Here is a 23,325-nt window from a genome sequence, read left to right as displayed (position 1 = left end):
ATTTGACTAGAAAGATTGAGAGAGAAAATGACAAAAATTGCAGTTTTAGGTAATGGTTCATGGGGTTCAGTATTGGGCTCAATGCTTGCTGATAATGGTAATGATGTAATTCTTTATGGTAATAATGACAGCGTTAATGAAGAAATTAATGCTCATCATACTAACACTCATTACATGAAAGATTGGTCATTAAATCCAAGTGCTAATGCAACTGGTGATTTGGAAACAGCTTTAACTGGGGCTGAGATTGTTTTATTTGTATTGCCAACTAAGGCAGTTAGAATTGTTGCTAAGAACGTTCGTCAAGTTTTAGACAAGTTAGGTACCAAGCCTTTATTAGTTACTGCTACTAAAGGAATTGAACCAGGAAGCAAAAAATTAATTTCCGATATTTTGATGGAAGAAATTTATCCAAATGATGGTGACAAGATTGTTGCTATTTCAGGTCCAAGTCATGCAGAAAATGTTGCGCAAAAAGATTTAACTGCGATTGCTTGTGCTTCAACTGATGAAGAAAACGCTAAGTTAGTCCAAAAGATCTTTTCAAATAACTATGTTCGTTTCTACACCAATGATGATTTAGTTGGAGTTGAAGTTGGTGGCGCTGTTAAGAATGTTATCGCTATTGCAGCCGGAATTTTAGTTGGTCAAGGTTATGGTGATGATGCCAAGGCTGCTTTAATGACTAGAGGGTTAGCTGAAATTGCTCGTTTAGGTGTTAACTACTTCGGGGCTAAGCCAATGACCTTTAGTGGTTTATCAGGAATTGGTGATTTAATCGTAACTTGTACCTCAGTTAACTCACGGAATTGGCGTGCTGGTAAGCAAATCGGTGAAGGCAAGACTTTAGACTACGTATTAAAGAATATGGGTCAAGTTGTTGAAGGGACAACTACTGTTAAGGCAGTTCATGAATTGTGCCAAGAAAAAGATATCGATATGCCAATTAGTGAAGCAATTTACCGTGTTCTTTATGAAAACACTAATGTTGAAGACGAAATTACCAAGATGATGGGACGTGCACCAAAGCCTGAAATTCGTCTTTAAAAAGCAAATGATTTTATCACATGCTGTAAATATAGTATGATACTTTTAAATAGTAAGCATTGCGAGGTAAAGTATGGCTGATGATAAAAAGTTTGATGTAATTGTAATCGGTGGTGGCCCTGGTGGGCTAACGGCAGCTCTTTATGCTGCAAGAGCCAATCTGTCAGTAATGATTCTTGATCGCGGCATCTATGGTGGTCAAATGAATAATACAGCTGGAATTGACAATTATCCTGGCTTCGTTGATATTCAAGGACCAGAATTAGGTGAAAAAATGTACCAAACTGCTACTAATGCAGGAGCAGAATTTGGCTACGGTGATGTCCAAACAGTTAAGGATGAAGGCCTAATTAAGAGAGTTATTACTGATACAGCTGAGTATGAAGCTAAAGTTGTCATCTTGGCAACAGGCGCAGTTCATAAGCATTTGAATGTAACTGGTGAAGATGAATATGCCGGTAAGGGTGTTTCATACTGTGCTGTTTGTGATGCTGCCTTCTTTAAAGACGAAGATGTGGCTGTAATTGGTGGTGGTGATTCTGCTATTCAAGAAGGGCTATATTTGGCGCAATCAGCTAAATCTGTGACAGTTATTCACCGTCGTGATCAATTGCGGGCTAAGCAAGAATTACAAAGCAAGGCTTTTGCTAACGACAAAATGAAGTTTGTCTGGAATGCTCAAACTGAGGCAATTGAAGGTGATGAAGCTAAAGTCACTGGTGTGAAATATAAGGATAAAGAAACTGGTGAAGAAAAAGTTTTACCAGTTGCCGGAGTCTTTATTTATGTTGGAATTTTAGCTCAAACAGAACCATTTAAGGATTTAGGCATATTAGATGAACAAGGTTGGATTGTGACTGATGATCACATGAAAACTAAGCTTCCTGGTGTTTTTGCTTTAGGTGATGTTCGCGAAAAAGACTTACGCCAAATTACGACTGCCGTTGGTGAAGGCAGTATTGCAGGTCAAGAAGCTTATAATTATCTTTCAAAATTAGATGATTAAGAGAAAAAGAAATTCAATTGTTGAATTTCTTTTTTCTTTTGCTGTAAAAATAGTAAAATAAAAAGCGAGGGAAAAATAAATAATAGCTAGAATTGAGGCTTTTATGGACGCACAAGAAACTTTTGCAGAATGGAAAAAAGCTAATAATCTTCCAGATTATTTACAAGAACAATTAGAGACTTTAGGTCAAGATCCTAAGTGGGTTGATGATGCCTTTGGCCAAGATATTAACTTTGGTACAGCTGGAATGAGAGGTAAACTCGAGCCAGGGACTAACCGTATTAACTTATTTACTGTTAGTCGGGTGACTGAAGGCTTAGCGCGTTTAATTGATGAAAATGGTGAAGCAGCTAAAAAGCGTGGGGTAGCTATTTCTTTTGATTCACGTTATCACTCTAGAGAATTTGCTGAACAAGCTGCGCGTATTTTAGCAACGCATGGAATTCATGTTTACTTATTTGACGATTTAAGACCAACACCTGAATTGTCATTTGCTGTGCGTTATTTACATACTTTTGCCGGCATTAACATTACTGCTTCACATAATGCTAAACAATATAATGGTTACAAAGCTTATGGTGAAGATGGGGCACAAATGGCACCTGAAAATGCGGATCGCTTATTTAGTTATGCCCAAAAGGTAACTGATATTTTCCACATTAAGGCTGATTCGGTACTTAAATTAAGAGCTAATGGTACTTTGCAATTGATCGGTGAAGATGTTGACGAAGCTTACTTAAATGAATTAAAAGCTGTCAACATTGATCAAGATTTAATTAAGCAAAATGCTGATAAGTTAAAGATCATCTATACACCGCTTCATGGGACGGGTAAAATGCTTTATGATCGTGCCTTCAGACAAGGCGGGTTTGATAATGTAATTCCTGTTCCAAGCCAATCAATTGTTGATCCAGAATTTCCAACAACAATTAAACCTAACCCTGAATACCGTGATGTTTTCAAGCCTGGCTTTAAGTTAGCTGATGAAGTTAATGCCAATGTTATTATTGCCACTGACCCTGATGCTGATCGAATGGGAGCTGCTGTCAGAAAAGAAGATGGCACCTTCCAAGTTTTGACTGGGAATCAAATTGCCACTTTAATGGCTTACTACTTATTAGTTCATTTAAAAGAAAGTGGTAAGTTAGCTAATGATTACGAAATTGTCACTTCTGTTGTTTCAAGTGCTTTGCCATTTAAGATTGCTAAAGACTTTGGCATTAAAACTAAGCACGTATTGACTGGCTTTAAGTATATCGGTGAAGAAGTTGACCGCATGAAGAAGGTCAATGATGGCAAATTCTTAATGGGCTTTGAAGAAAGTTACGGTTACTTGTTTAAACCATTTGCCAGAGATAAAGATGCTATGCAAGGGGCTTTAATGTTTGCCGAAGTGGCCACCTACTATGCTTCAAGAGGAATGACAGTCTTTGATGGCTTACAAGAAATTTGGCAAAAATATGGTGTTGCTTATGAAATTACCCGTGCCATTGAAATGCCAGGAATCGGCGGCCAAAAGAAGATGGCAGCCTTAATGAGCAAGTTACGTGATGAACACCTTACTGAGATCAATGGGGCTAAAGTTTTGAAAATTCAAGATTTCTTGAAGAAAGAGACCATTACCAATGGTAAAACTACTCCACTTGAGGACTTCCCAGAATCAAATGTGTTAAAATACTTCCTTGATGATGAAACCTGGGTAGCTTTGCGGCCATCTGGTACTGAACCAGTCATTAAAGCCTATGTTGGCGTTAATAAGAAAGATATTCAAACCGCTGAACAAGCAGCTAAAGATTACCAAGCTGCTTTAGCAAATTTATTAAAGTAAGCATATTTGCTGCGAAAGCACGTTCGAAGTAGTAAAATTAAAGACGTTAATTTAAAAAGTTGGACTCAGAGTCCAGCTTTTTTTGCGAGGGGTCTTTTAATGATTAAGCGACAAGAAAATCGAAAATTTGAATTAGTTTCTAAATTTAAACCAGCTGGTGATCAGCAACAGGCGATTGACAAGTTAACAGCCGGTTTTAAAAACGGCGATAAAGAACAAATCTTGGAAGGGGCTACTGGGACTGGTAAAACCTTCACCATGGCTAACATTATTGCCAAACTCAATAAGCCGACTTTGGTAATTTCTCATAATAAGACTTTAGTAGGCCAGCTGTATGGTGAGTTTAAAGATTTCTTTCCTCATAATGCTGTTGAGTATTTTGTCTCTTACTACGATTACTATCAACCTGAAGCTTATGTACCACAGTCTGATACATATATTGAAAAAGATTCAGCTATTAATGATGAAATCGATCAGCTGCGGCATGCTGCAACTAGTGCTTTAATGGAACGCAATGATGTCATTGTTGTGGCGTCAGTATCTTGTATTTATGGTTTAGGTGATCCTAAAGAATATGCTCGAAGTGTTTTAACTTTGCATGAAGGCGATGAATACGAACGTAACACTTTATTGCGAGATTTAGTTAATATTCAATATGATCGTAACGATATTGATTTTCAGCGTGGACGTTTCCGTGTCCGTGGAGATGTAGTTGAAATTTTTCCAGCTGGTAACTCTAAGCATGCTTACCGGGTAGAATTTTTTGGTGATGAAATTGACCGGATCGTTGAAATTGATTCACTGACTGGTGAAGTGATTGGTGAGCGGGAGAATATTTCTCTTTTCCCAGCTACTCACTTCATGACCAATGATGAGCAAATGCGGCGTGCTTTAAAAGCAATTTCTAATGAAATGGACTTACAAGTTAAAAAGTTTGAAGGCGAAGGGAAATTACTGGAAGCACAAAGAATTAAGCAGCGAACCACATATGATATGGAAATGATGAGTGAAGTTGGCTATACTAACGGAATCGAAAATTATTCTCGTCATATGGAAGGTCGTAAAGCAGGTGAACCGCCATATACTTTACTGGATTTCTTCCCAGATGATTTCTTAATATTAATTGATGAATCTCATGCAACGATGCCGGAATTGCGTGCCATGTATAACGGGGACCGTAATCGTAAGCAAACCTTAATTGATTATGGTTTCCGTTTACCATCAGCTCTTGATAACCGACCACTAAAATTACAGGAATTTGAAAAGCATGTTAACCAAATTCTGTATGTTTCAGCAACGCCTGGTGATTACGAATTAGAGCGGACGGACCATAAGGTTGAGCAATTGATTCGGCCAACGGGCTTACTTGATCCAAAGGTGGAAGTAAGGCCAATTGAAGGACAAATTGATGACTTAGTTGGTGAAATTAATAAACGAATTGAACGTAATGAACGGGTTTTTGTTACTACTTTGACTAAGAAAATGGCCGAAGATTTAACCGACTACCTGAAAGATTTAGGGATTAAAGTTCGATATTTGCACTCAGATATTAAAACTTTAGAGCGAATGCAAATTTTGCGTGATTTACGGTTAGGGAAATTTGATGTCTTAATTGGGATTAACCTCTTAAGAGAAGGAATTGACGTGCCAGAAGTTTCCTTAGTGGCGATTCTGGATGCAGATAAAGAAGGTTTCTTGCGCTCATACCGGCCACTAGTTCAAACTATGGGACGGGCTGCAAGAAATGCGCATGGTGAAGTTATTATGTATGCCGACACGATCACTGATTCAATGCGGATGGCCATTGATGCCACAAACCGGCGGCGAAAGATTCAGATGAAGTTTAATGAAGAGCATGGAATAACTCCTAAAACGATCATTAAACCAATTCGTAACGCCATTTCCGCTACTAAGACTAGTGACAAGACAGCGGAAAAGAGCGATAGTTTTGCTGATCTTAACTTCGATGAATTGACTGCTAAGCAAAAGCAAACCATGATCAAGAGTTTACTTGAGCAGATGCAAGCTGCAGCTAAGAAGCTTGACTTCGAAGAAGCTGCTAACTTGCGGGATGCAATTATGGAACTTGAAAGTTCAACAAGAAAGTTAAAGAAGAGAAAAGGAAAGAATTTTAATGGCAAATGATAAGATTGTTATTCGCGGTGCGCGCGAACATAATTTAAAAAATATCAATTTGACGATTCCCAAAGGTAAGTTAGTCGTAGTTACCGGTCTTTCTGGTTCAGGAAAAAGTTCTCTTGCTTTTGACACCCTTTATGCTGAAGGGCGCCGGCGTTACGTCCAATCTTTATCTAGCTATGCCCGTCAATTTTTGGGGCAAATGGATAAACCTGATGTGGATTCAATCGATGGCTTAAATCCAGCGATTTCAATTGATCAAAAGACAACTTCGCACAACCCTCGTTCTACAGTCGGAACTGTGACTGAAATTAATGATTATTTGCGTTTGTTGTGGGCAAGAGTAGGGACGCCAGTTTGTCCTAACGATGGAACGGTTATTGAGCGTCAAAGTGTTGATCAAATGGTTGATCGAATTATGGCTTTGCCAGAGCGGACCAAAATTCAATTATTAGCCCCAGTTATTCGTGAAAAGCGCGGTGAACATAAAGAGGTCTTTAAACGGGTGCAACGTGCCGGTTATGTACGGGTGATTGTTGATGGTGAGATGCATGAAATTGGTGAAGATTTTGCTTTAGCCAAAAATAAACGGCACTCAATTGATATCGTAGTCGACCGATTGATTGTCAAAGAAAGTATTCGGTCGCGATTATTTGATTCCGTCGAAGCTGCCTTGCGTTTATCTGATGGTTATATGAATGTTGATGTCATCGGCGGTGAAATGCTTAACTTCTCCGAATACTATGCTTGTCCAAAATGTGGCTTTACAGTTGGGGAGATGGAACCAAGATTATTCTCATTTAACGCACCATTTGGTGCATGTCCTGCTTGTGATGGGTTAGGTATGAAATTATCGGTTGACGAGGATTTAGTTATTCCAGATAAGAGTAAAACTCTGGCAGAAGGTGCTTTAGTTCCTTGGAAGAATTCTAAGTATTACTCTGCCATGCTTGAACAAGCTTGTGCTGCGTTAAAGATTCCGATGGACAAGCCATTTAGCAAATTGACTAAACGCCAAAAAGAAATTATTTTGCATGGTTCAACTAAAGCGGTGAAATTCCATGTCACTGGTGATTTTGGCGTTAATGATACGATCCAGCCATTTGAAGGAGTGCTGGATAATGTAGACCGTCGTTATCATCACCCAATGTCCAAGTTTATGCGGGATGCTATGGGCAAATATATGACTGAGTTAACTTGTTCTGTTTGTCATGGTAAGCGGCTCAATGAAAAAGCTTTGGCTGTTAAAGTGGGGCATAAGGACATCGCTCAGGCATCAGATTTGTCGATCAATAAAGCACTCTATTTCTTTAAGCAGTTATCCTTTAATGAACAAAAGACTACCATTGCAAAGCCAATTTTAAAAGAGGTTAAGGATCGACTTAGCTTTCTTGATAGTGTTGGCTTAGATTATTTGACATTATCCCGTTCGGCTAACACTTTATCTGGGGGAGAAGCACAACGGATTCGGTTAGCTACGCAAATTGGTTCCAATTTGTCAGGAGTAATGTACGTTCTAGACGAGCCTTCAATTGGATTGCATCAAAGAGATAATGATCGTTTGATTCATTCTTTGAAGCGGATGCGTGATTTAGATAATTCTTTAATTGTGGTTGAACACGATGATGAGACCATGCGGCAAGCCGATTACTTGGTTGATATGGGACCTGGAGCTGGTGTTTATGGCGGTAAAGTCATGGCAGCTGGTACTCCTGAAGAAGTTGAGGCCAACCCTAATTCTTTAACTGGTCAATATTTAGCTGGTAAGAAGTTTGTACCTGTTCCTTTAAAGCGAAGAAAGGGAAATGGTAAGAAGATTACCATTAAGGGTGCCGCCGAAAACAATTTAAAGAACATTAATGTTGATTTCCCTTTGGGTAAGTTAACAGTAGTGACGGGGGTTTCTGGTTCAGGAAAATCCACTTTAGTTAATATGATCTTGAAGCGGGCATTGGCACAAAAGTTAAATAATAATTCAACCAAACCTGGGAAGTATAAGAGCATTTCTGGTTATAAGAATATTGAAAAGATCATTGACATTGACCAAAGTCCAATTGGGCGAACTCCGCGGAGTAATCCAGCAACGTATACTAGCGTTTTTGACGATATTCGGGCACTGTTTGCTCAAACCAATGAAGCTAAGATGCGGGGATACACCAAGGCCAGATTCTCCTTTAATGTTAAAGGCGGACGCTGTGAGGCCTGCCATGGTGACGGGATCATTAAGATTGAAATGAACTTCCTACCTGATGTTTATGTTCCTTGTGAAGTTTGTCATGGGACGCGTTACAATTCAGAAACTTTGGAAGTTACTTATCGTGAAAAGAATATTGCGCAAGTGCTTGATATGACGATTAGCGAAGCAACTAAGTTCTTTAAGAATATTCCTAAAATTGAACGCAAATTGCAGACCATTGTTGATGTTGGTTTAGGTTACGTTAAATTGGGGCAATCAGCTACAACTTTGTCTGGTGGTGAAGCGCAAAGAATGAAGTTAGCAGCTGAATTGCAAAGACTTTCAACTGGTAAAAACTTCTACATTCTTGATGAGCCAACCACTGGTTTACATACCGATGATATCAAGCGTTTAATGGAAGTTTTACAACGTTTGGTTGATCAAGGAAATACTGTGTTAATTATTGAACACAATTTAGACGTCATTAAATGCGCTGACTGGTTAATCGACTTAGGACCTGAGGGCGGTGAAGGTGGCGGTAATGTAGTTGCTACTGGTACCCCTGAAGAATTAGTCAAAGTTAAGGAAAGTTATACAGGTCAATATCTTAAACCAGTTCTTGAGCGGGATACTGCATTAACTCTTGCTGCAGAAAAAAAGCACGAGCAATAACGAGTGAATAAGTGTAGAATATGTAGCAAGGAGGATGAAAATGGATATTTTTTCTAGTTCAAGAAACAATCGGGGCTTTGACTGGGGAGCATTAATTGCCGGTATCTTAATGATTGTTGCCGCATTTTTGCTTCTTCGTCACCCAGAAAAGGGATTACATGCCTTTGTTTTAATCTTTGCTGTTCTATCAATTGTTCAAGGTGTGGTTTGGATTTCAGCTTATACTCGTTTCCGTGATTTCTTTGTGCGGAGTTGGGTAACTTTAGTTTCTGGGATTCTAGATATCATCATTGGGATTTTGTTCTTATGTTCATATGACATTGGTGGTTTAACCATTGCCTACTTGTTTGCTATCTGGTTCTTTGTGGACTCAGTAGTTGGGATTGTCTTTTCATGGCACTTGAAGGACTTTTCAAATGGTTACTTCTTGTTTAACTTGATTATGAACATTTTGAGTTTAATTCTTGCATTTTTCTTAATTTTGAACCCAGTCTTAGCAGCTTTAAGTTTGATTTGGTTAGTTGCTTTTTGGTTGTTAGTATTCGGAATTAATGAAATTGTAGTTGCTTGGATGCACCGCTAATTTTTTAAGTGAGTGGGAAGAAACTTCTCGAGAAATAGCCGAGATAGTGCAGAACTAAATTGAAGCACGTAGTGCTTAATTTATGTTCGTAACTATAGTCGGCTATTTCTGTTTCTGACCACGATAATTCTGGAATGGAGTATGCTAAAAAAATTAGTAAGAAACACCCGGTATGTTATAATTGAGCGGAGGATGGAGGCACATCATGGCTGAGGATAAAAAGCAATTGCTGATCGTAACGGGGATGAGTGGCGCTGGAAAAACAGTGACTGCTCATGCTCTAGAAGATATGGGTTATTTCGTGGTAGATAATTTACCACCAACCTTGCTTGGAAGTTTTTGGGATTTAATGATTAATTCTAATGACTTCAAAAAAGTAGCAGTGGTAATTGACTTACGGGTTAAGAGCTTTTATAAAGATCTACTCAATGAAGTTAATTCTCTTGAAGATAATGGGAAGGCACAAGCTACAATTCTCTTCTTAGATTCTTCTGATGATACTTTAGTAGCACGTTATAAAGAGACTCGGCGTTTACCGCCGCTAGCTACAAGTGGGCGTTTATTAGATGGGATTAAAGCAGAGCGTGATATTTTAACACCCATTAAAAATCGCTCTAATTATCTGATTGACACCTCAAACTTAACTACTAAGCAATTAAAGCAACGTTTATTAAATGAATTTAGCGATCGAAAACGCCAACCATTTTCAATTGAAGTAATGTCTTTTGGTTTTAAATATGGGATGCCAATTGATGCTGACGTAGTAATGGATGTGCGTTTTTTGCCTAATCCATTTTATATTCCAGAATTGCGGCCATTTACTGGCTTAGACAAGCGGGTTTTTGATTACGTAATGACTAACGAAGAAACACAAGTCTTCTATCAAAAGTTGCTTGATCTACTTGAGACAGCCATTCCTGGCTATATTAAAGAAGGTAAAGAAAAGTTAACCATTGCGATTGGCTGTACTGGCGGTCAGCACCGTAGTGTGTCAATTGCGCAACAATTAGCGCGAGATTTAGCTAAAAAATATCCTGTTGATATTACTCATCGAGAAATTAGTCGTTACATTAGAAAATAGAGGTGAGAAGATGGCATATGGCGAAACCAGAATTGTGCGTGTCATTAAGGGAAGACGCCCACGAGTAGTGGTAATTGGTGGCGGAACAGGTTTACCAGTTATTCTTAATGCTTTAAAAGATCAGAATGCCGAAATTACGGCCATTGTAACGGTTTCTGATGATGGTGGGTCCTCTGGGTCAATTAGAAACTTTATTAACGTTGTCCCACCTGGTGACATTCGTAATGTTTTAGTATCTTTAAGTGATATTTCTCAAGAAGAAAAAAATATTTTTCAATATCGCTTTGATTCTTCCGACTCATTCTTCTCAGGACATGCGATTGGCAATTTAATTATTGCAGCCTTAAATGAAATGCATGGCAATATTTTTGATGCGGTCCAATCTTTATCTAAGATGATGAAGGTGGATGGGCACGTCTTTCCAGCTTCTAATGAACCATTAACTCTGAATGCAGAATTTGTGGATGGTTCAACTGAAGTGGGTGAAACGGAAATCACTTCAAAAGATAAGCGTATTAAGCGAGTTTGGGTTACAGATACGAATTCTAATGAAACTCCTAAGGCAGTTTTGCCTGTTTTAGCGGCAATTATGCAGGCTGATGCCGTAGTTTTAGGGCCCGGTAGTTTATTTACTTCTATTTTGCCTAACTTAATGATTTCCAATCTAGGTGAAGCTGTTAGAGAAACCAAAGCAGAAGTAATTTATATCTGTAACATTATGACTCAGCGCGGGGAAACTGATCACTTTAGTGATGCAGACCACGTCCGGGTAATTAATGATCATTTAGGCGGTCATTTTATCAATACAGCTTTAGTCAATGGTGCCAAAATCGATATGACTAAATTTCACCCTGAAGATTATGATGCCTATTTAGAGCCTGTTCGTAATGATTTTGAAGGTTTACGCGAACAAAATTGTCGCGTTATTACTGATGACTTTATTGATCAACGACACGGTTTAGTATTTCATGATGGTCACAAAGTAGGTAAGGAAATAATCAATTTGGCATTTGAGGCAATGTCACGGAAAAGAATGGATGATGATTAATGGCTAGTTATGCTAGTGATGTCAAAAAGGAGCTAACTTCGCTGGAGGTACACCCAGAACATGCCAAGGCGGAATTAGCTGCTTTTTTGCGAATGAATGGTGTTTTAAACTTGCATGATCACCAGTTTAGTTTGGATATTACGACTGAAAATCCAGCAATTGCGCGTCGCGTGTTCAAATTAATTAAAGTGGCTTTTGGGATTGAGCCTCTTTTAATTGTTTCGCGAAAAATGAAACTAAAAAAGAATAATCAATATTTAGTACGTTTGCAGCAACACGTTAAAGAAATTATGGAAAGCTTGCTGATTTGGGATTCTGAGGAAGGATTGATTACTAGAATTCCCAAGCGAATTATGAATTCTCGCGAAGGCGCAATGTCGTATTTACGCGGGGCCTTTTTGGCCGGTGGTAGTGTCAATAATCCAGAGACAAGTAGATATCATCTGGAAATTTATTCGACATACGAAGACCATAATCGTGATTTGGCAGAGCTGATGAATAAGTTCTTTTATTTAAATGCCAAAATCACTAAAAGACGAAGTGGCTATATTGCTTATCTTAAGGAAGCAGAAAAGATTGGCGATTTTCTGCATATTGTTGGAGCCTTAAATGCCATGCTTTCATTTGAAGATCTCAGAATTATGCGGGATATGCGCAATTCTGTTAATCGCTTGGTTAATTGCGATACTGCAAATCTTAAAAAGACAGCCAATGCCGCTGCTAAGCAAATCGAGGATATTCAAGTGATTGAAGAGCAGGAAGGCATTGATAGTTTGCCCGAAAAATTGCAGACTTTAGCTCGTTTTCGTTTGCAGCACCCAGAGCTTTCATTGAAAGATGTTGCAGCGCAAGTACCTGATGGGCCTATTTCTAAATCCGGAGTTAATCATCGCTTTAAAAAAATTCGTGAAATAGCTGACAGTTTAAGAGCATAGAAAAAAGAGTTTGGAAATTAATTCCAAACTCTTTTTTAGACCTTAAGCTAAGTATTACTTCTTTTTATTGACCATAATTTCGTCAATCAAGCCATATTCCTTAGCTTCTTCAGCTGTTAAGTAGTTATCACGTTCAGTATCCTTTTGGATCTTTTCCAAAGGTTGGCCAGTAGTTTCGTGCAAAATTTCGTTAATCTTCTTACGACTCTTCAAAATTTCGTTAGCAGCGATTTGAATATCAGTTTGTTGACCTTGAGCTCCACCTAATGGTTGGTGAATCAAGACAGTTGAGTTAGGTAATGCAAAACGCTTGCCTTTAGTACCACTAGTTAAAAGAATAGATGCCATTGAAGCAGCCATCCCGATGGCAATCGTAGAAACGTCTGACTTAATAAAGTTCATCGTATCCATGATTGCTAAACCAGAAGTAATCACACCACCTGGTGAGTTGATGTAAAGAGAAATGTCTTTAGTGTTGTCTTGTGCATCAAGGAATAATAATTGAGCAATGATTGAGTTAGCCATTTGGTCGTTAATTTCACCACTCAACATGATAATGCGGTCTTTTAATAGACGTGAGTAAATGTCATATGCGCGTTCTCCACGAGTAGTTTGTTCAATAACTGTAGGTACAAGCATAAATCTGCCTCCTAAATTTTTAAAATCTTTAATTAGCACTCTTATAGGTACAGTGCTAATTAAATCACTTACTATTATTCATGTCAAACAAAGTGTATTAATTTTGTATTTTTTATTACAATAAATTTATATTACAATATACAAGGTAAGATTTATGTGTTTTAGGAGAAATAATTTGAATTATAAAAAGATTGTAACAGCCAGTTCGGCTATGGCATTAACTGTTGGATTATTAGCTGGATATTCAAACCTAGTTTCTGCTAAAGATAGCACTGATGATGCAGCATCAACTGTAGAAACTAAGAAGAGCCCAGCACAAGTTATTAGTAGTTATAACTTAATGACTAAAGTTGCTGGAACTAAGAATTATAAAGTTTGGAAGAATGTGGTTAACGGTAAGGTTTCAGGTAAAGTGGCTGATGCCATTGTTTTCCGTTATAACCATATTCAATCTAACCAAAGTATTAAGACTAAGAAAGCAACCTATTGGTTAATTTATGTTGATGGTCGTCGTGTTGGTTGGGTTAATGAAAAATTCTTTGCTCGTAACCAAATTGCTGTTCCTAAGACTGTAAGTTTGGTAAGAAACAGTAATTATGTTTTCGATGCTAGTGATGCAATCAGTTATGCTACCGACGATACTGGTACTGTAGTTGATAATGAAGATGTTGATATTTCTAAAGATGTAATCAACTGTGATAAGCCTAAGACCTACACTGTTAAATACAGTTTAGGTAAAGCTAAGGCAAGCACTAAGATTACCGTTAGAAAGAGTACTAAAGAAGGGATTGCTAACGCTAATGCGGTAACTCCTAAGAAGGGGACCACTTCACTTAAGAGTTGGGATTCTCACTATGGTTCTTCATTAAACTACATTAGTAACAAGGAATACTCTCCAGAAACTGATACTCACTCTTGGAGCAGTAATGGAATTACTATGAAGACGAGACTCTTCCAACCAGTATTGCTCAGTGTTAAGACTAACTCTGCTAATGAAGGTGAAATCAACCGTGTAGGTCACATCCCTGAAGGGGTAACTGTTTCTCATAATTGGGCCTTTACTAGTTTGCTTAGTTACACTAGTTCAATTCAAGGTCACATTGTTGGTTATGATTTAAGTAAATTAACTGATCCATTTGAACCACAACATTTGTTGACAATGAAACAGTCTAAGTTCAACAGCTATGTTCAAAACATTAAGGTTAGTCCTTATGTTCCAATTGGTCACGGTCAAGCAATGGGATCAACTAAGAAATATGTTTACGCTTTAGTTAACAATAATGATGTTGATACTAACAAGTCAGAAGAATTAGTTCAAATTCGTCGTAGTGACATGTTGATCAACAAGATTTGGACAATTAAATGCTGGAACGGTAATGATAGTGATCCACGTTACTTCAAGAATGGTGTAGTTGTGAGTGACAAGCAAATGTACACTTTAAACTATGATGAAAAACGTGATTGCTACGAATACTGGGAATTCAACCGCAAGGGAGACAACTGGTATCCAACTTTAGTTGGAGCTACTGAAGGTGACTTTGTTGGTGGTACTGGTCCTGTTCAAGGATTTACTTATGACTCTAAGAATAAGAACTTCTACATTGCCTTTAATGATATTGTGGTTAAGGTAGGACGTACTGGTACTTACAAGGGATACTACGATTTCACTACTGGTCGTGAAATTGAAGGTATTTCTGTTGATGATGGTCACTTGTACTTCAACTTAGCTCAACGTGCAGAATTACTTAAGAGTGTGCAAAAGTTAAACTAAGCAAGGTAAAAAAGAGTTTGGAATTTTCCAAACTCTTTTTTATTTATCTGCTAATTTTTGTTGACATTCAGGGCATAAACCGTAGATTTCTAAATGGCTAGAAGAAGTAATATAGCCAGTTTGTTTCTCAGATTCAACCCGCATTTGATTTTCAATTTCGTCGAAATGGGGATAAACTACATCGGCAATGCGACCACAATTTTTACAAATAATATGAAAGTGTGGTTTAACAAAGTAATCATAGTGGCTTGAATTACTACCATTCTTAATTTCGATTACCATTCCCACGCCAATTAAGGTATTAAGTGTGTTATAAATGGTTGCTTTGTTCAATTGTTCATCACCAGCTAAATCGTGGTAAATGGTGTCCACTGTAGGATGATTATGGCTTTGCATTAAGTAGCTCAGAATCTTGATTCGTGGTTTGGTCGCCTTAAGATGATGATGATGAAGGAGTGTTTGAGCTGTGTTTTCCGTCAACTTTTTTCACCTCCAAATAGTTCATCTATAGTTTAGCATGAAAAAAATAAAAGCGCCGTTTTCGACGCTTTTATTTATAACTATTCTAAATAACTAATTTTTGGCTTCTTGATATTTCTTAATTGCTGGCAAGATTAAACCTAAGACAACTAAGATAATTGGAGTAATAATGTTCAAGAAGAGCGTAAATGGATCTGGTGAGTAAATTCCCATGATACAGCAAGCTGCAGTTACAAGGAAACACCAAATACCAGCAGTATAAGCTAAGCCTTGATGCTTAGTCATTTGATAAGTTGTTTCAAATTTGGCTTGGTGCTTTCTTAAGGCAATATATGCCGCAAAGACCCAGAGATAACGCAACGGCATTGTAGTTGAGTTAAGTTTCACTAACTGGGCCATGACTGCTAATGCATCTGGAAGCAAGGCTTGTGCAGCAATTAAACCACCGGAAAGAATGACTACCATCCAAATCCCATTAATGTAAGCACCATGTTTGTTTAGCTTAAGTAAGCCTTTAGGGATAAAGTTTTTAGCTTCTTTACTACCTAATAACATTCTTAATGGCGCATCAATACTAATTACTAAAGTTGAGAATTGGCCAATTACGTTACACCAAGAGTAGATGTACATGAATAATCCACCAACGTGATAGTATTCACCTAATCTTTGGAAGGCCATGTAAGCCCCATTTGAAATGTATTCGTTTAAATGATTGTTAACTACTTTAGGATCAAACATTAAGGCCATGGCAAAAGTTCCTAAGATCGCAGAAACCATAACCATGATTGCTAAAGCCATCATTGCTTTAGGGAAGTTCTTGGTCGGATCCTTCACTTTATTAACATATGGTGAAATCTTTTCACAACCACCAACAGCAAAGACTAAGATTGAAAGTGAAGTTAAGTATTTGATATTGAAGGTTGGTAAAAAGTTTTTCCAATTAAAATCAATTGAGTAGTAACTAGCATGAGGATTGATTGCAGGAGCGGCAAACATCATGATGATAAATAAAATTGACATGATGAACATTGAAGTTCCGGCAATAGTAGCCAAAGTCTTTAAAACTGGTACCCCGCGACTGGCCACCCAACAGAAGAAAAGAAAGACAACTAAGGTCGCAAGTTGAGTAGTAGCCGTTGGCAGACTATCATACCAATGCGTGTTACCAAAGATGCCCCAAGCCATGGCTCTTAAACCACCGGTACCTTTACTAGAAATGTAAACGACGTGACAAGCCCAGTAAGTCCAACCAGCGTAGTATGCCCATTTAGCGCCCATTGTAGCGTTAACCCAGGAGGAAACCCCACCTTCAGCATTCTTAAAGGTGGCACCAAGTTCACCTACCATGAGGGCATAAGGAACAAAGTACAACAAAAACATGACAATCCAGCTAAAGATGACTTTCGTGCCATCGAAATAGACATAGCCGTTAACAACATTACCAAATCCCCAAACGGTAGAAAAGGCCATCATTGCTAAGGTTGTCCACATCATCTTTTTAGGATTGTTTTGGGATTCAACCATAAAAATCTCCTATCTCTATCACTATTAGAATTGTTACGTTTTTAATTATAATATGAGAAGAAAAAATAAAACAGCTTATTAGAACTTTTACCCAAACTAATATGAAATTGTGAATAAAAATGTGCTAAAATATCCGGGATGAAATTGTTTGGAGGAAAATTATGAAAGGAAAAAATAGTTTTAAAGTTGTTATGGCTACTGCTGCCTTGTTAATGGGCAGTGTCTTAGTCAGCACTACAGCTAAGCCTGCCAGTGCCAAAAGTTTCAGTAAGGCAGTAACTAAGATTGCTGGAAATGGAAATTATGCGATTTACCACAATGTATCTGGCAGTGGCCCATCCGGAAAGTTTACTTCTACCAAGTACTTTAAACATGGTCAAATTCAATCAAAGCGTTATGTCTCAACTAAAAAGGGTAATTTCTGGGACATTTATGTTGACGGCCGTCATGTTGGTTGGGTTAGCCAAAACTTCTTTGCTCGTAACAAGATTTCTGTAGCTAAAGATGTTTCTTTAGTTAAGAACTCAAGTTACGCTTTCCCAACTAGGGATGCGATTAACTATGTAACTAACAGTCAAGGAACTGCAGTTAACCCAAGTAAAGTTCACGTTTCTCAGGCTCACGTAAGTACCGCTGCTACAACTGTGAAATATAGCTATGGTAAAGCTAAGGCTAGTATGGATATTAAAGTTTACGATGGTCAAGATGCTACTGCTGATAAGAAGGCAGAAACCGGCTTTAAGAGTACTACTACTTGGAATGGTGGTTCTAAAGGCTCTTCAAGAAACTGGAATCGTGCCCATGGTTACCGTTCAGAAACTTCTGGCAATACCTTTAAGAGTAACGGCTTAACCTTGAGAACTCGTCTTTTCCAACCTCGATTTGTCAGTCTGGGTTATGGTCAAGCAGGTGACAAGATGGGCCAAGTTGGGGTAATTCCAGAAGGTATTACTGTTAATGGCAATGATTTTGTAACTTCGATGTTTACTAGCAGCAGTAGTCAATTTGGTCACCTTGTTTCTTATAATTTGAATGCAATCAAGAGCAAAACTGCTGCGCAAAACTTAACAACTATGAGTTGGAATAGCTTTAAGTCATATGCTCAGAACATCAAAGTTAGTCCGTATATTAAATTAGGTCATGGTCAATCACTAGGTTCAACAAGTTCTTCAATTTATGTCATGGCTAATGACAATAACTATAATAACGGTCCAAAATCAGAAGAAATCTTTCAAATTAGTAAAAGCGATATGAAGATCAAGAAGATTTGGACTTTCAGAATTGCAAGCAACCGCTATATTCATAACGCAACGTTTGTTGGTGATAATACAATGTATGCCTTGTTCCATAATGGCGGCTACAACTGCTATGAATATTGGAAATTAACCCGTGATGGGGATGAATGGACTGCAGAAGAAGTTGGTGCTACAAAAGGTAGATTTATTAGCAATTCACCAGTACAAGGTTTTGCTTATGCTGATGGTGACTTCTTCATCGGCTTCAATGATCACATTTTCCGTGTGAATGAAAATGGTAAAACTAAGAAGCATTATTGTTTCCACACTCGTCGTGAAATTGAAGGTATGTCTGGTACCGGATCTAACTTATACGTTCAATTCGCTCAAAGAGCAGAATTAACTAAAGGCAGAATTTAAGGCAAAAGAAAAGAGCAGCTGCGATGCAGCTGCTCTTTTCTTATGGACCCCCTGGGAGTCGAACCCAGATTTCAAGAACCGGAATCTTACGTGCGATCCATTACACTAAGGGTCCATACAACAGTAATTAGTATATCAAAAAATTATCAAAAATTAAAACCTTTTCGCTTGTCTTTTTTTAATTTTAAAAAGCGTAAGTTTTTTCTTGAATTCGAAAAAATTCATTGTTATACTAACAGTGTCGATTGGGAAATGTGTATTGAACTAAAAAGCTCAAAACTACGTTTCTCTTATATTTTTAAGCAAGCTGGGACGGTAAATGACACACATATGGTCACCGAGCGTCCCACGGAAAGGAGGGGCTTATGAACTCGGACTTATCCTTGCTCGAAGCTCTCGTTCCCGATGTCTTAAAGATTCTTCGACAAAGGTATCTTGTCCTTGAGCAGATTTCATTACACGCGCCAGTTGGGCGTAGAAATGTGGCTCAGCAGCTAAGACTATCTGAACGTAATGTTCGAACTGAAACTGAGTACTTAAAAAAGCTTGGTTTAATCGAAATTCGTAATTACGGTATGGTCTTAACTGAAAAAGGCGAGAAGACATTACAAGATGCAGCACCGTTAATTGATCGCTTGTTCAATGCAGGTGAGACAGAAGTTAAGCTTGCACGCAAGTTAGGCATTGATCGGACAATTATTGTGCCGGGAAATGCTGACTTACAAGATCGAGTATATGAAGAAATGGGTGAGCAGTTAAATTCAGCTTTGAATTTGCTATTACCATTAGGTCATTCAATTATCACGGTACTAGGTGGAATCGACGTTGCCAAGTCTGCTAGTTATTTGTCAAAGCAGCTCGGTAATAATCGCCAATTAGAGTTTGTTCCTGGGCGCGGAGCTTTGGGTGAAAATGTTACGACTCAAAGTAATACGATTGTTCAGGAAATGGCAGCTAAGACTTTAGGTACTTACAAAACATTGTATTTACCAGAACAAGTTTCTGAAGTTGCTTATCGTTCACTAATTCGTGAAAATTCGATCTCTAGTGTGCTGCAAGACATATCACAAAGTGATGCTGTGATTCATGGCATTGGTTTAGCCCAAGAAATGGCTAAACGCCGAGGGTATGATTCAATCAGACTTTCAGAGCTTCGTGATAAAAAAGCTGTCACCGAATGTTTCGGGTGTTTCTTCGATGACACTGGCAAGATTGTTGAACGCATCACCCAGGTTGGATTGCAGTTTGAGAATCTGAAAAAAATACCTCACATATTTGCTCTTGCTTGCGGATCAAGAAAAGCTGACGCAATTAAGGCTTATATGCCAAATGCACCTCATCAAACCTGGTTAATTACTGATGAGGGTGCCTCAAATGCGATTTTAAAGGAGAAGTAAACTTCTCGTTTAAAATAAATTGTTGTTTATAGTTCTTAAGGAGGACTTTAGGTTATGACAGTTAAAATTGGTATTAACGGTTTCGGCCGTATCGGTCGTTTAGCATTCCGTCGTATTATGGACTTGGGCGAAAAGTCAAAGGACATCGAAGTTGTTGCTATCAACGACTTGACTACTCCAGCAATGCTTGCTTACTTGCTTAAGTACGACACTACTCATGGTACTTTCAACCACGAAGTTTCATCAACTGAAGATTCAATCGTAGTTGACGGTAAGAAGTACCACGTATACGCAGAACCACAAGCACAAAACATTCCATGGGTTAAGAACGATGGTGTTGACTTCGTTCTTGAATGTACTGGTTTCTACACTAGCAAGGCTAAGTCACAAGCTCACCTTGACGCAGGTGCTAAGCGTGTATTGATTTCAGCTCCAGCTGGTAACGACTTGAAGACTATCGTTTACTCAGTAAACGAAAACACTTTAACTGCTGACGACAAGATTGTTTCAGCTGCTTCATGTACTACCAACTCACTTGCTCCAATGGCAAACGCTTTGAACAAGGAATTCGGTATCGAAGTTGCTACTATGACTACTATCCACGCTTACACTGGTACTCAAATGACTTTGGATGGTCCTGCTCGCAGTGGTAAGGAACAAGACGCTCGTGCTGCTGCTGAAAACATTATTCCTCATACTACTGGTTCAGCTAAGGCTATCGGTTTGGTATTGCCTGACTTGAACGGTAAGATGAACGGTCACGCACAACGTGTTCCAGTTCCAGATGGTTCAGAAACTGAATTAGTATCAATCTTGAGCAAGAAGGTTACTGCTGACGAAGTTAACGAAGCTATGAAGAAGTACGAAAGCCCATCATTTGCTTACAATGGTGACCACATCGTTTCAAGCGACGTTATCAACATGACTGCTGGTTCAATCTTTGACCCAACTCAAACTATGGTAACTACTGCAGGTGACAAGCAATTAGTTAAGACTGTTGCTTGGTACGACAACGAATACTCATTCACTTGCCAAATGGTTCGTACTTTATTACACTTTGCAACTCTTTAATCATTAATTTAAATTAACTGATTATATAGTTAAGTGGTAATTGAGAAGGCGGAGGGAGATTCTTCCTTCCGCCTTTTTTTGAAGGAAAAATATCAAATAATCGGAGGATTATAATGGCTAAATTAATCGTTGATGACCTTGATGTTAAAGGCAAAAAGGTTTTAGTACGTGTAGACTTCAATGTTCCTATTAAGGACGGTGTGATCGGTGATGACAACCGTATCGTTGCTGCACTTCCAACTATTAAATACATCATTGAAAATGGCGGTAAGGCTATTCTTTTGAGTCACTTGGGCCGTGTAAAGTCAGACGCTGACAAGAAAGAATTATCATTAAAGCCAGTTGCAGAACGTTTAAGTGAACTTCTTAAGAAGCCTGTAACTTTCGTACCATCAAATGAAGGTAAGGAAGTAGAAGACGCTATCAACAACATGAAAGATGGCGACGTTGTTGTTCTTGAAAACACCAGATTCCAAGACATTGACAACGACTTTGGTAAACGTGAATCAGGTAACGATCCTAAGCTTGGCGAATACTGGGCAAGTCTTGGCGACATGTTCGTAAACGATGCCTTTGGTACTGCTCACAGAAGCCACGCTTCAAACGTAGGTATCGCTACTGCTATGAAGAAAAATGGCAAGCCTGCAGCTGCTGGTTTCTTGCTTGAAAAGGAAATCAAGTACTTAGGTGATGCTGTTGACAATCCTGTACACCCATTTGTAACTATCTTGGGTGGTGCTAAGGTTTCAGACAAGATTGGTGTTATCAACAACTTGATTCCTAAGTCAGACCACATTTTAATCGGTGGTGGTATGGCTTACACCTTCTTGGCAGCTCAAGGCCACAAGATTGGTAAATCATTATTTGAAGCTGACAAGGTAGACCTTGCTAAGGAATTGCTTGAAAAAGCTGGCGACAAGATCGTTCTTCCAGTTGACAACGTAGCTGCAACTGAATTCTCAAACGATGCTTCACGTGAAGTTGTTGGTGATGACATTCCTGACAACATGATGGGTCTTGACATCGGTCCTAAGACTATTGCTAAATTCAAGGAAATCTTGAAGGATGCTAAGACTGTTGTTTGGAACGGCCCAATGGGTGCTTTCGAAATGCCTAACTTTGCTGAAGGTACTTTGGAAGTTGGTCGTGCTTTAGCAAACCTTGCTGACGCAACTACTATCATCGGTGGTGGTGACTCAACTGCTGCTGCTAAGCAATTGGGTATCGCACCTAAGATTAGCCACATTTCAACTGGTGGTGGTGCTTCACTTAACTACCTTGAAGGTAAGGTATTGCCAGGTATCGCTTGCGTACAAGACAAGTAATTTTAGGTATAAGGAGATAATAGACTAATGAGTCGTACACCAATTATTGCTGGTAACTGGAAGTTACACATGAATCCAGAAGCAACTACTGAATTCGTTAACGCTGTTAAGGATAAGTTACCAGATCCAAACAAAGTTGAATCACTTATTTGTGCTCCAGCAGTTGACCTTGATGCTTTGAGAAAAGCAGCTAAGGGCTCAAACTTGCACATCGGTGCAGAAAACTGCTACTTCGAAGATGAAGGTGCCTTCACTGGTGAAACCTCTCCAAAGGTTTTGAAGGAAATGGGCATGGACTACGTAATTATTGGTCACTCAGAACGTCGTGGCTACTTCCACGAAACTGATGAAGACATCAACAAGAAAGCTAAGGCTATTTTTGCTAATGGCATGAAGCCAATTATTTGCTGTGGTGAATCACTTGAAACTCGTGAAGCTAACAAGCAAGAAGAATGGGTAGTTAGCCAAATCAAAGCTGCTTTGGCTGGTTTAACTGCTGATCAAGTTTCTAACCTTGTTATTGCCTATGAACCAATCTGGGCTATTGGTACTGGCAAGACTGCTTCATCAGATCAAGCTGAAGAAATGTGCAAGACTATCCGTGAAACTGTTAAGGACTTGTACAACGAAGAAACTGCAGAAAACGTTCGTATCCAATACGGTGGTTCTGTAAAGCCAGCTAACGTTAAGGAATTAATGTCAAAGCCTGACATTGATGGTGGCTTAGTTGGTGGTGCTTCACTTAAGCCAGATTCATACTTAGCTTTGGTAAACTACCAAGACTAATTACTGTCATATAGAAAAAGGTTTGGAAGACATTCCAATGTCATTAAGTTAAGACATTGACAAATTTGACGCTTTTAGAACCGAATTATTTGGATTCGGTTCTTTTTCTTTTACAATAAAAATAAAGGTGAGCAGCTATAGAACTATCTGCTCACCTTTTTG

The 23,325-nt window shown here is 38.6% G+C and carries 18 protein-coding genes and 1 tRNA gene; 15 read left to right on the top strand and 4 right to left on the bottom strand.

Features of this window, described 5'->3' with window-relative positions:
• The first annotated feature begins 27 nt into the window (after positions 1–27).
• The 9 genes from EJK17_RS08515 (at position 28) to whiA (ending at position 12,515) form a co-directional block, all read left to right on the top strand.
• Positions 28–1,047, top strand: a complete 1,020-nt coding sequence (locus EJK17_RS08515; RefSeq protein ID WP_103662199.1) for an NAD(P)H-dependent glycerol-3-phosphate dehydrogenase — start codon at positions 28–30, stop codon at positions 1,045–1,047.
• A 73-nt stretch (positions 1,048–1,120) separates the two neighbouring features.
• Positions 1,121–2,053 (top strand): thioredoxin-disulfide reductase, encoded by a 933-nt coding sequence (trxB, locus tag EJK17_RS08510; protein WP_103662200.1) that lies wholly within the window; start codon positions 1,121–1,123, stop codon positions 2,051–2,053.
• A gap of 103 nt (positions 2,054–2,156) precedes the next feature.
• Positions 2,157–3,881, top strand: a complete 1,725-nt coding sequence (locus EJK17_RS08505; protein WP_103662201.1) for a phospho-sugar mutase — start codon at positions 2,157–2,159, stop codon at positions 3,879–3,881.
• Positions 3,882–3,980: 99 nt separating this feature from the next.
• Positions 3,981–6,026, top strand: coding sequence for an excinuclease ABC subunit UvrB (gene uvrB / locus EJK17_RS08500; protein WP_103662202.1), 2,046 nt, complete (start codon positions 3,981–3,983; stop codon positions 6,024–6,026).
• Positions 6,016–8,868: an excinuclease ABC subunit UvrA gene (gene uvrA, locus EJK17_RS08495; protein ID WP_103662203.1), complete on the top strand. Its 2,853-nt coding sequence runs from the start codon at positions 6,016–6,018 to the stop codon at positions 8,866–8,868. Before uvrB ends, uvrA begins: the two co-directional genes overlap by 11 nt.
• A gap of 40 nt (positions 8,869–8,908) precedes the next feature.
• Positions 8,909–9,451 carry an HdeD family acid-resistance protein gene (locus tag EJK17_RS08490; RefSeq protein WP_103662204.1) on the top strand — a complete coding sequence of 181 codons (543 nt, stop codon included), beginning with the start codon at positions 8,909–8,911 and terminating at the stop codon, positions 9,449–9,451.
• A 205-nt stretch (positions 9,452–9,656) separates the two neighbouring features.
• Complete coding sequence (gene rapZ, locus EJK17_RS08485) at positions 9,657–10,532, top strand: RNase adapter RapZ (RefSeq protein ID WP_127796346.1); 876 nt, start codon at positions 9,657–9,659, stop codon at positions 10,530–10,532.
• Positions 10,533–10,542: 10 nt separating this feature from the next.
• Complete coding sequence (locus EJK17_RS08480; protein WP_103662206.1) at positions 10,543–11,580, top strand: gluconeogenesis factor YvcK family protein; 1,038 nt, start codon at positions 10,543–10,545, stop codon at positions 11,578–11,580.
• Positions 11,580–12,515 (top strand): DNA-binding protein WhiA, encoded by a 936-nt coding sequence (whiA, locus tag EJK17_RS08475; protein WP_103662207.1) that lies wholly within the window; start codon positions 11,580–11,582, stop codon positions 12,513–12,515. The genes EJK17_RS08480 and whiA overlap by 1 nt, the downstream gene beginning before the upstream one ends.
• A 54-nt stretch (positions 12,516–12,569) precedes the next feature.
• Here the strand turns inward: whiA and clpP are convergent, their stop codons facing one another.
• Positions 12,570–13,154, bottom strand: a complete 585-nt coding sequence (clpP, locus tag EJK17_RS08470; protein ID WP_103662208.1) for an ATP-dependent Clp endopeptidase proteolytic subunit ClpP — start codon at positions 13,152–13,154, stop codon at positions 12,570–12,572.
• A gap of 175 nt (positions 13,155–13,329) precedes the next feature.
• Here clpP and EJK17_RS08465 point away from each other — a divergent pair, with 175 nt between their 5' ends.
• Positions 13,330–14,925 carry an SH3-like domain-containing protein gene (locus EJK17_RS08465; protein WP_369823626.1) on the top strand — a complete coding sequence of 532 codons (1,596 nt, stop codon included), beginning with the start codon at positions 13,330–13,332 and terminating at the stop codon, positions 14,923–14,925.
• Positions 14,926–14,964: 39 nt separating this feature from the next.
• Here the strand turns inward: EJK17_RS08465 and EJK17_RS08460 are convergent, their stop codons facing one another.
• Both EJK17_RS08460 and EJK17_RS08455 read right to left on the bottom strand, forming a co-directional pair.
• Complete coding sequence (locus tag EJK17_RS08460; protein ID WP_103662210.1) at positions 14,965–15,405, bottom strand: Fur family transcriptional regulator; 441 nt, start codon at positions 15,403–15,405, stop codon at positions 14,965–14,967.
• Positions 15,406–15,498: 93 nt separating this feature from the next.
• Positions 15,499–16,929: an APC family permease gene (locus tag EJK17_RS08455; protein WP_103662211.1), complete on the bottom strand. Its 1,431-nt coding sequence runs from the start codon at positions 16,927–16,929 to the stop codon at positions 15,499–15,501.
• Positions 16,930–17,090: 161 nt separating this feature from the next.
• On the opposite strand from EJK17_RS08455, the gene EJK17_RS08450 reads away from it, so the two are divergent.
• On the top strand, positions 17,091–18,584 hold the full coding sequence (locus EJK17_RS08450) for an LBA0864 family S-layer associated protein (RefSeq protein WP_103662212.1): 1,494 nt from the start codon (positions 17,091–17,093) through the stop codon (positions 18,582–18,584).
• Between the two features lie 43 nt (positions 18,585–18,627).
• Here the strand turns inward: EJK17_RS08450 and EJK17_RS08445 are convergent.
• A tRNA-Arg gene (locus EJK17_RS08445) sits at positions 18,628–18,699 on the bottom strand.
• Between the two features lie 250 nt (positions 18,700–18,949).
• On the opposite strand from EJK17_RS08445, the gene EJK17_RS08440 reads away from it, so the two are divergent.
• The 4 genes from EJK17_RS08440 to tpiA all read left to right on the top strand — a co-directional run bounded on the left by EJK17_RS08440 (position 18,950) and on the right by tpiA (position 23,163).
• A complete protein-coding gene (locus EJK17_RS08440) occupies positions 18,950–19,981 on the top strand; it encodes a sugar-binding transcriptional regulator (RefSeq protein ID WP_103662213.1) in 1,032 nt (343 codons plus the stop codon).
• Between the two features lie 54 nt (positions 19,982–20,035).
• The gene (gene gap / locus EJK17_RS08435) at positions 20,036–21,052 is read left to right on the top strand and encodes a type I glyceraldehyde-3-phosphate dehydrogenase (protein WP_103662214.1); all 1,017 of its coding nucleotides are present in this window, start codon (positions 20,036–20,038) and stop codon (positions 21,050–21,052) included.
• Between the two features lie 113 nt (positions 21,053–21,165).
• The gene (locus EJK17_RS08430; protein ID WP_103662215.1) at positions 21,166–22,377 is read left to right on the top strand and encodes a phosphoglycerate kinase; all 1,212 of its coding nucleotides are present in this window, start codon (positions 21,166–21,168) and stop codon (positions 22,375–22,377) included.
• A 27-nt stretch (positions 22,378–22,404) separates the two neighbouring features.
• The gene (gene tpiA / locus EJK17_RS08425) at positions 22,405–23,163 is read left to right on the top strand and encodes a triose-phosphate isomerase (RefSeq protein WP_103662216.1); all 759 of its coding nucleotides are present in this window, start codon (positions 22,405–22,407) and stop codon (positions 23,161–23,163) included.
• Positions 23,164–23,325: the final 162 nt, after the last annotated feature.

The sequence above is a fragment of the Lactobacillus xujianguonis genome (assembly GCF_004009905.1).
In the GTDB taxonomy this organism is placed as follows: domain Bacteria; phylum Bacillota; class Bacilli; order Lactobacillales; family Lactobacillaceae; genus Lactobacillus; species Lactobacillus xujianguonis.
Note: the sequence above shows the minus strand (reverse complement) of the source record. Positions and strands in the feature narration are given on the sequence as shown.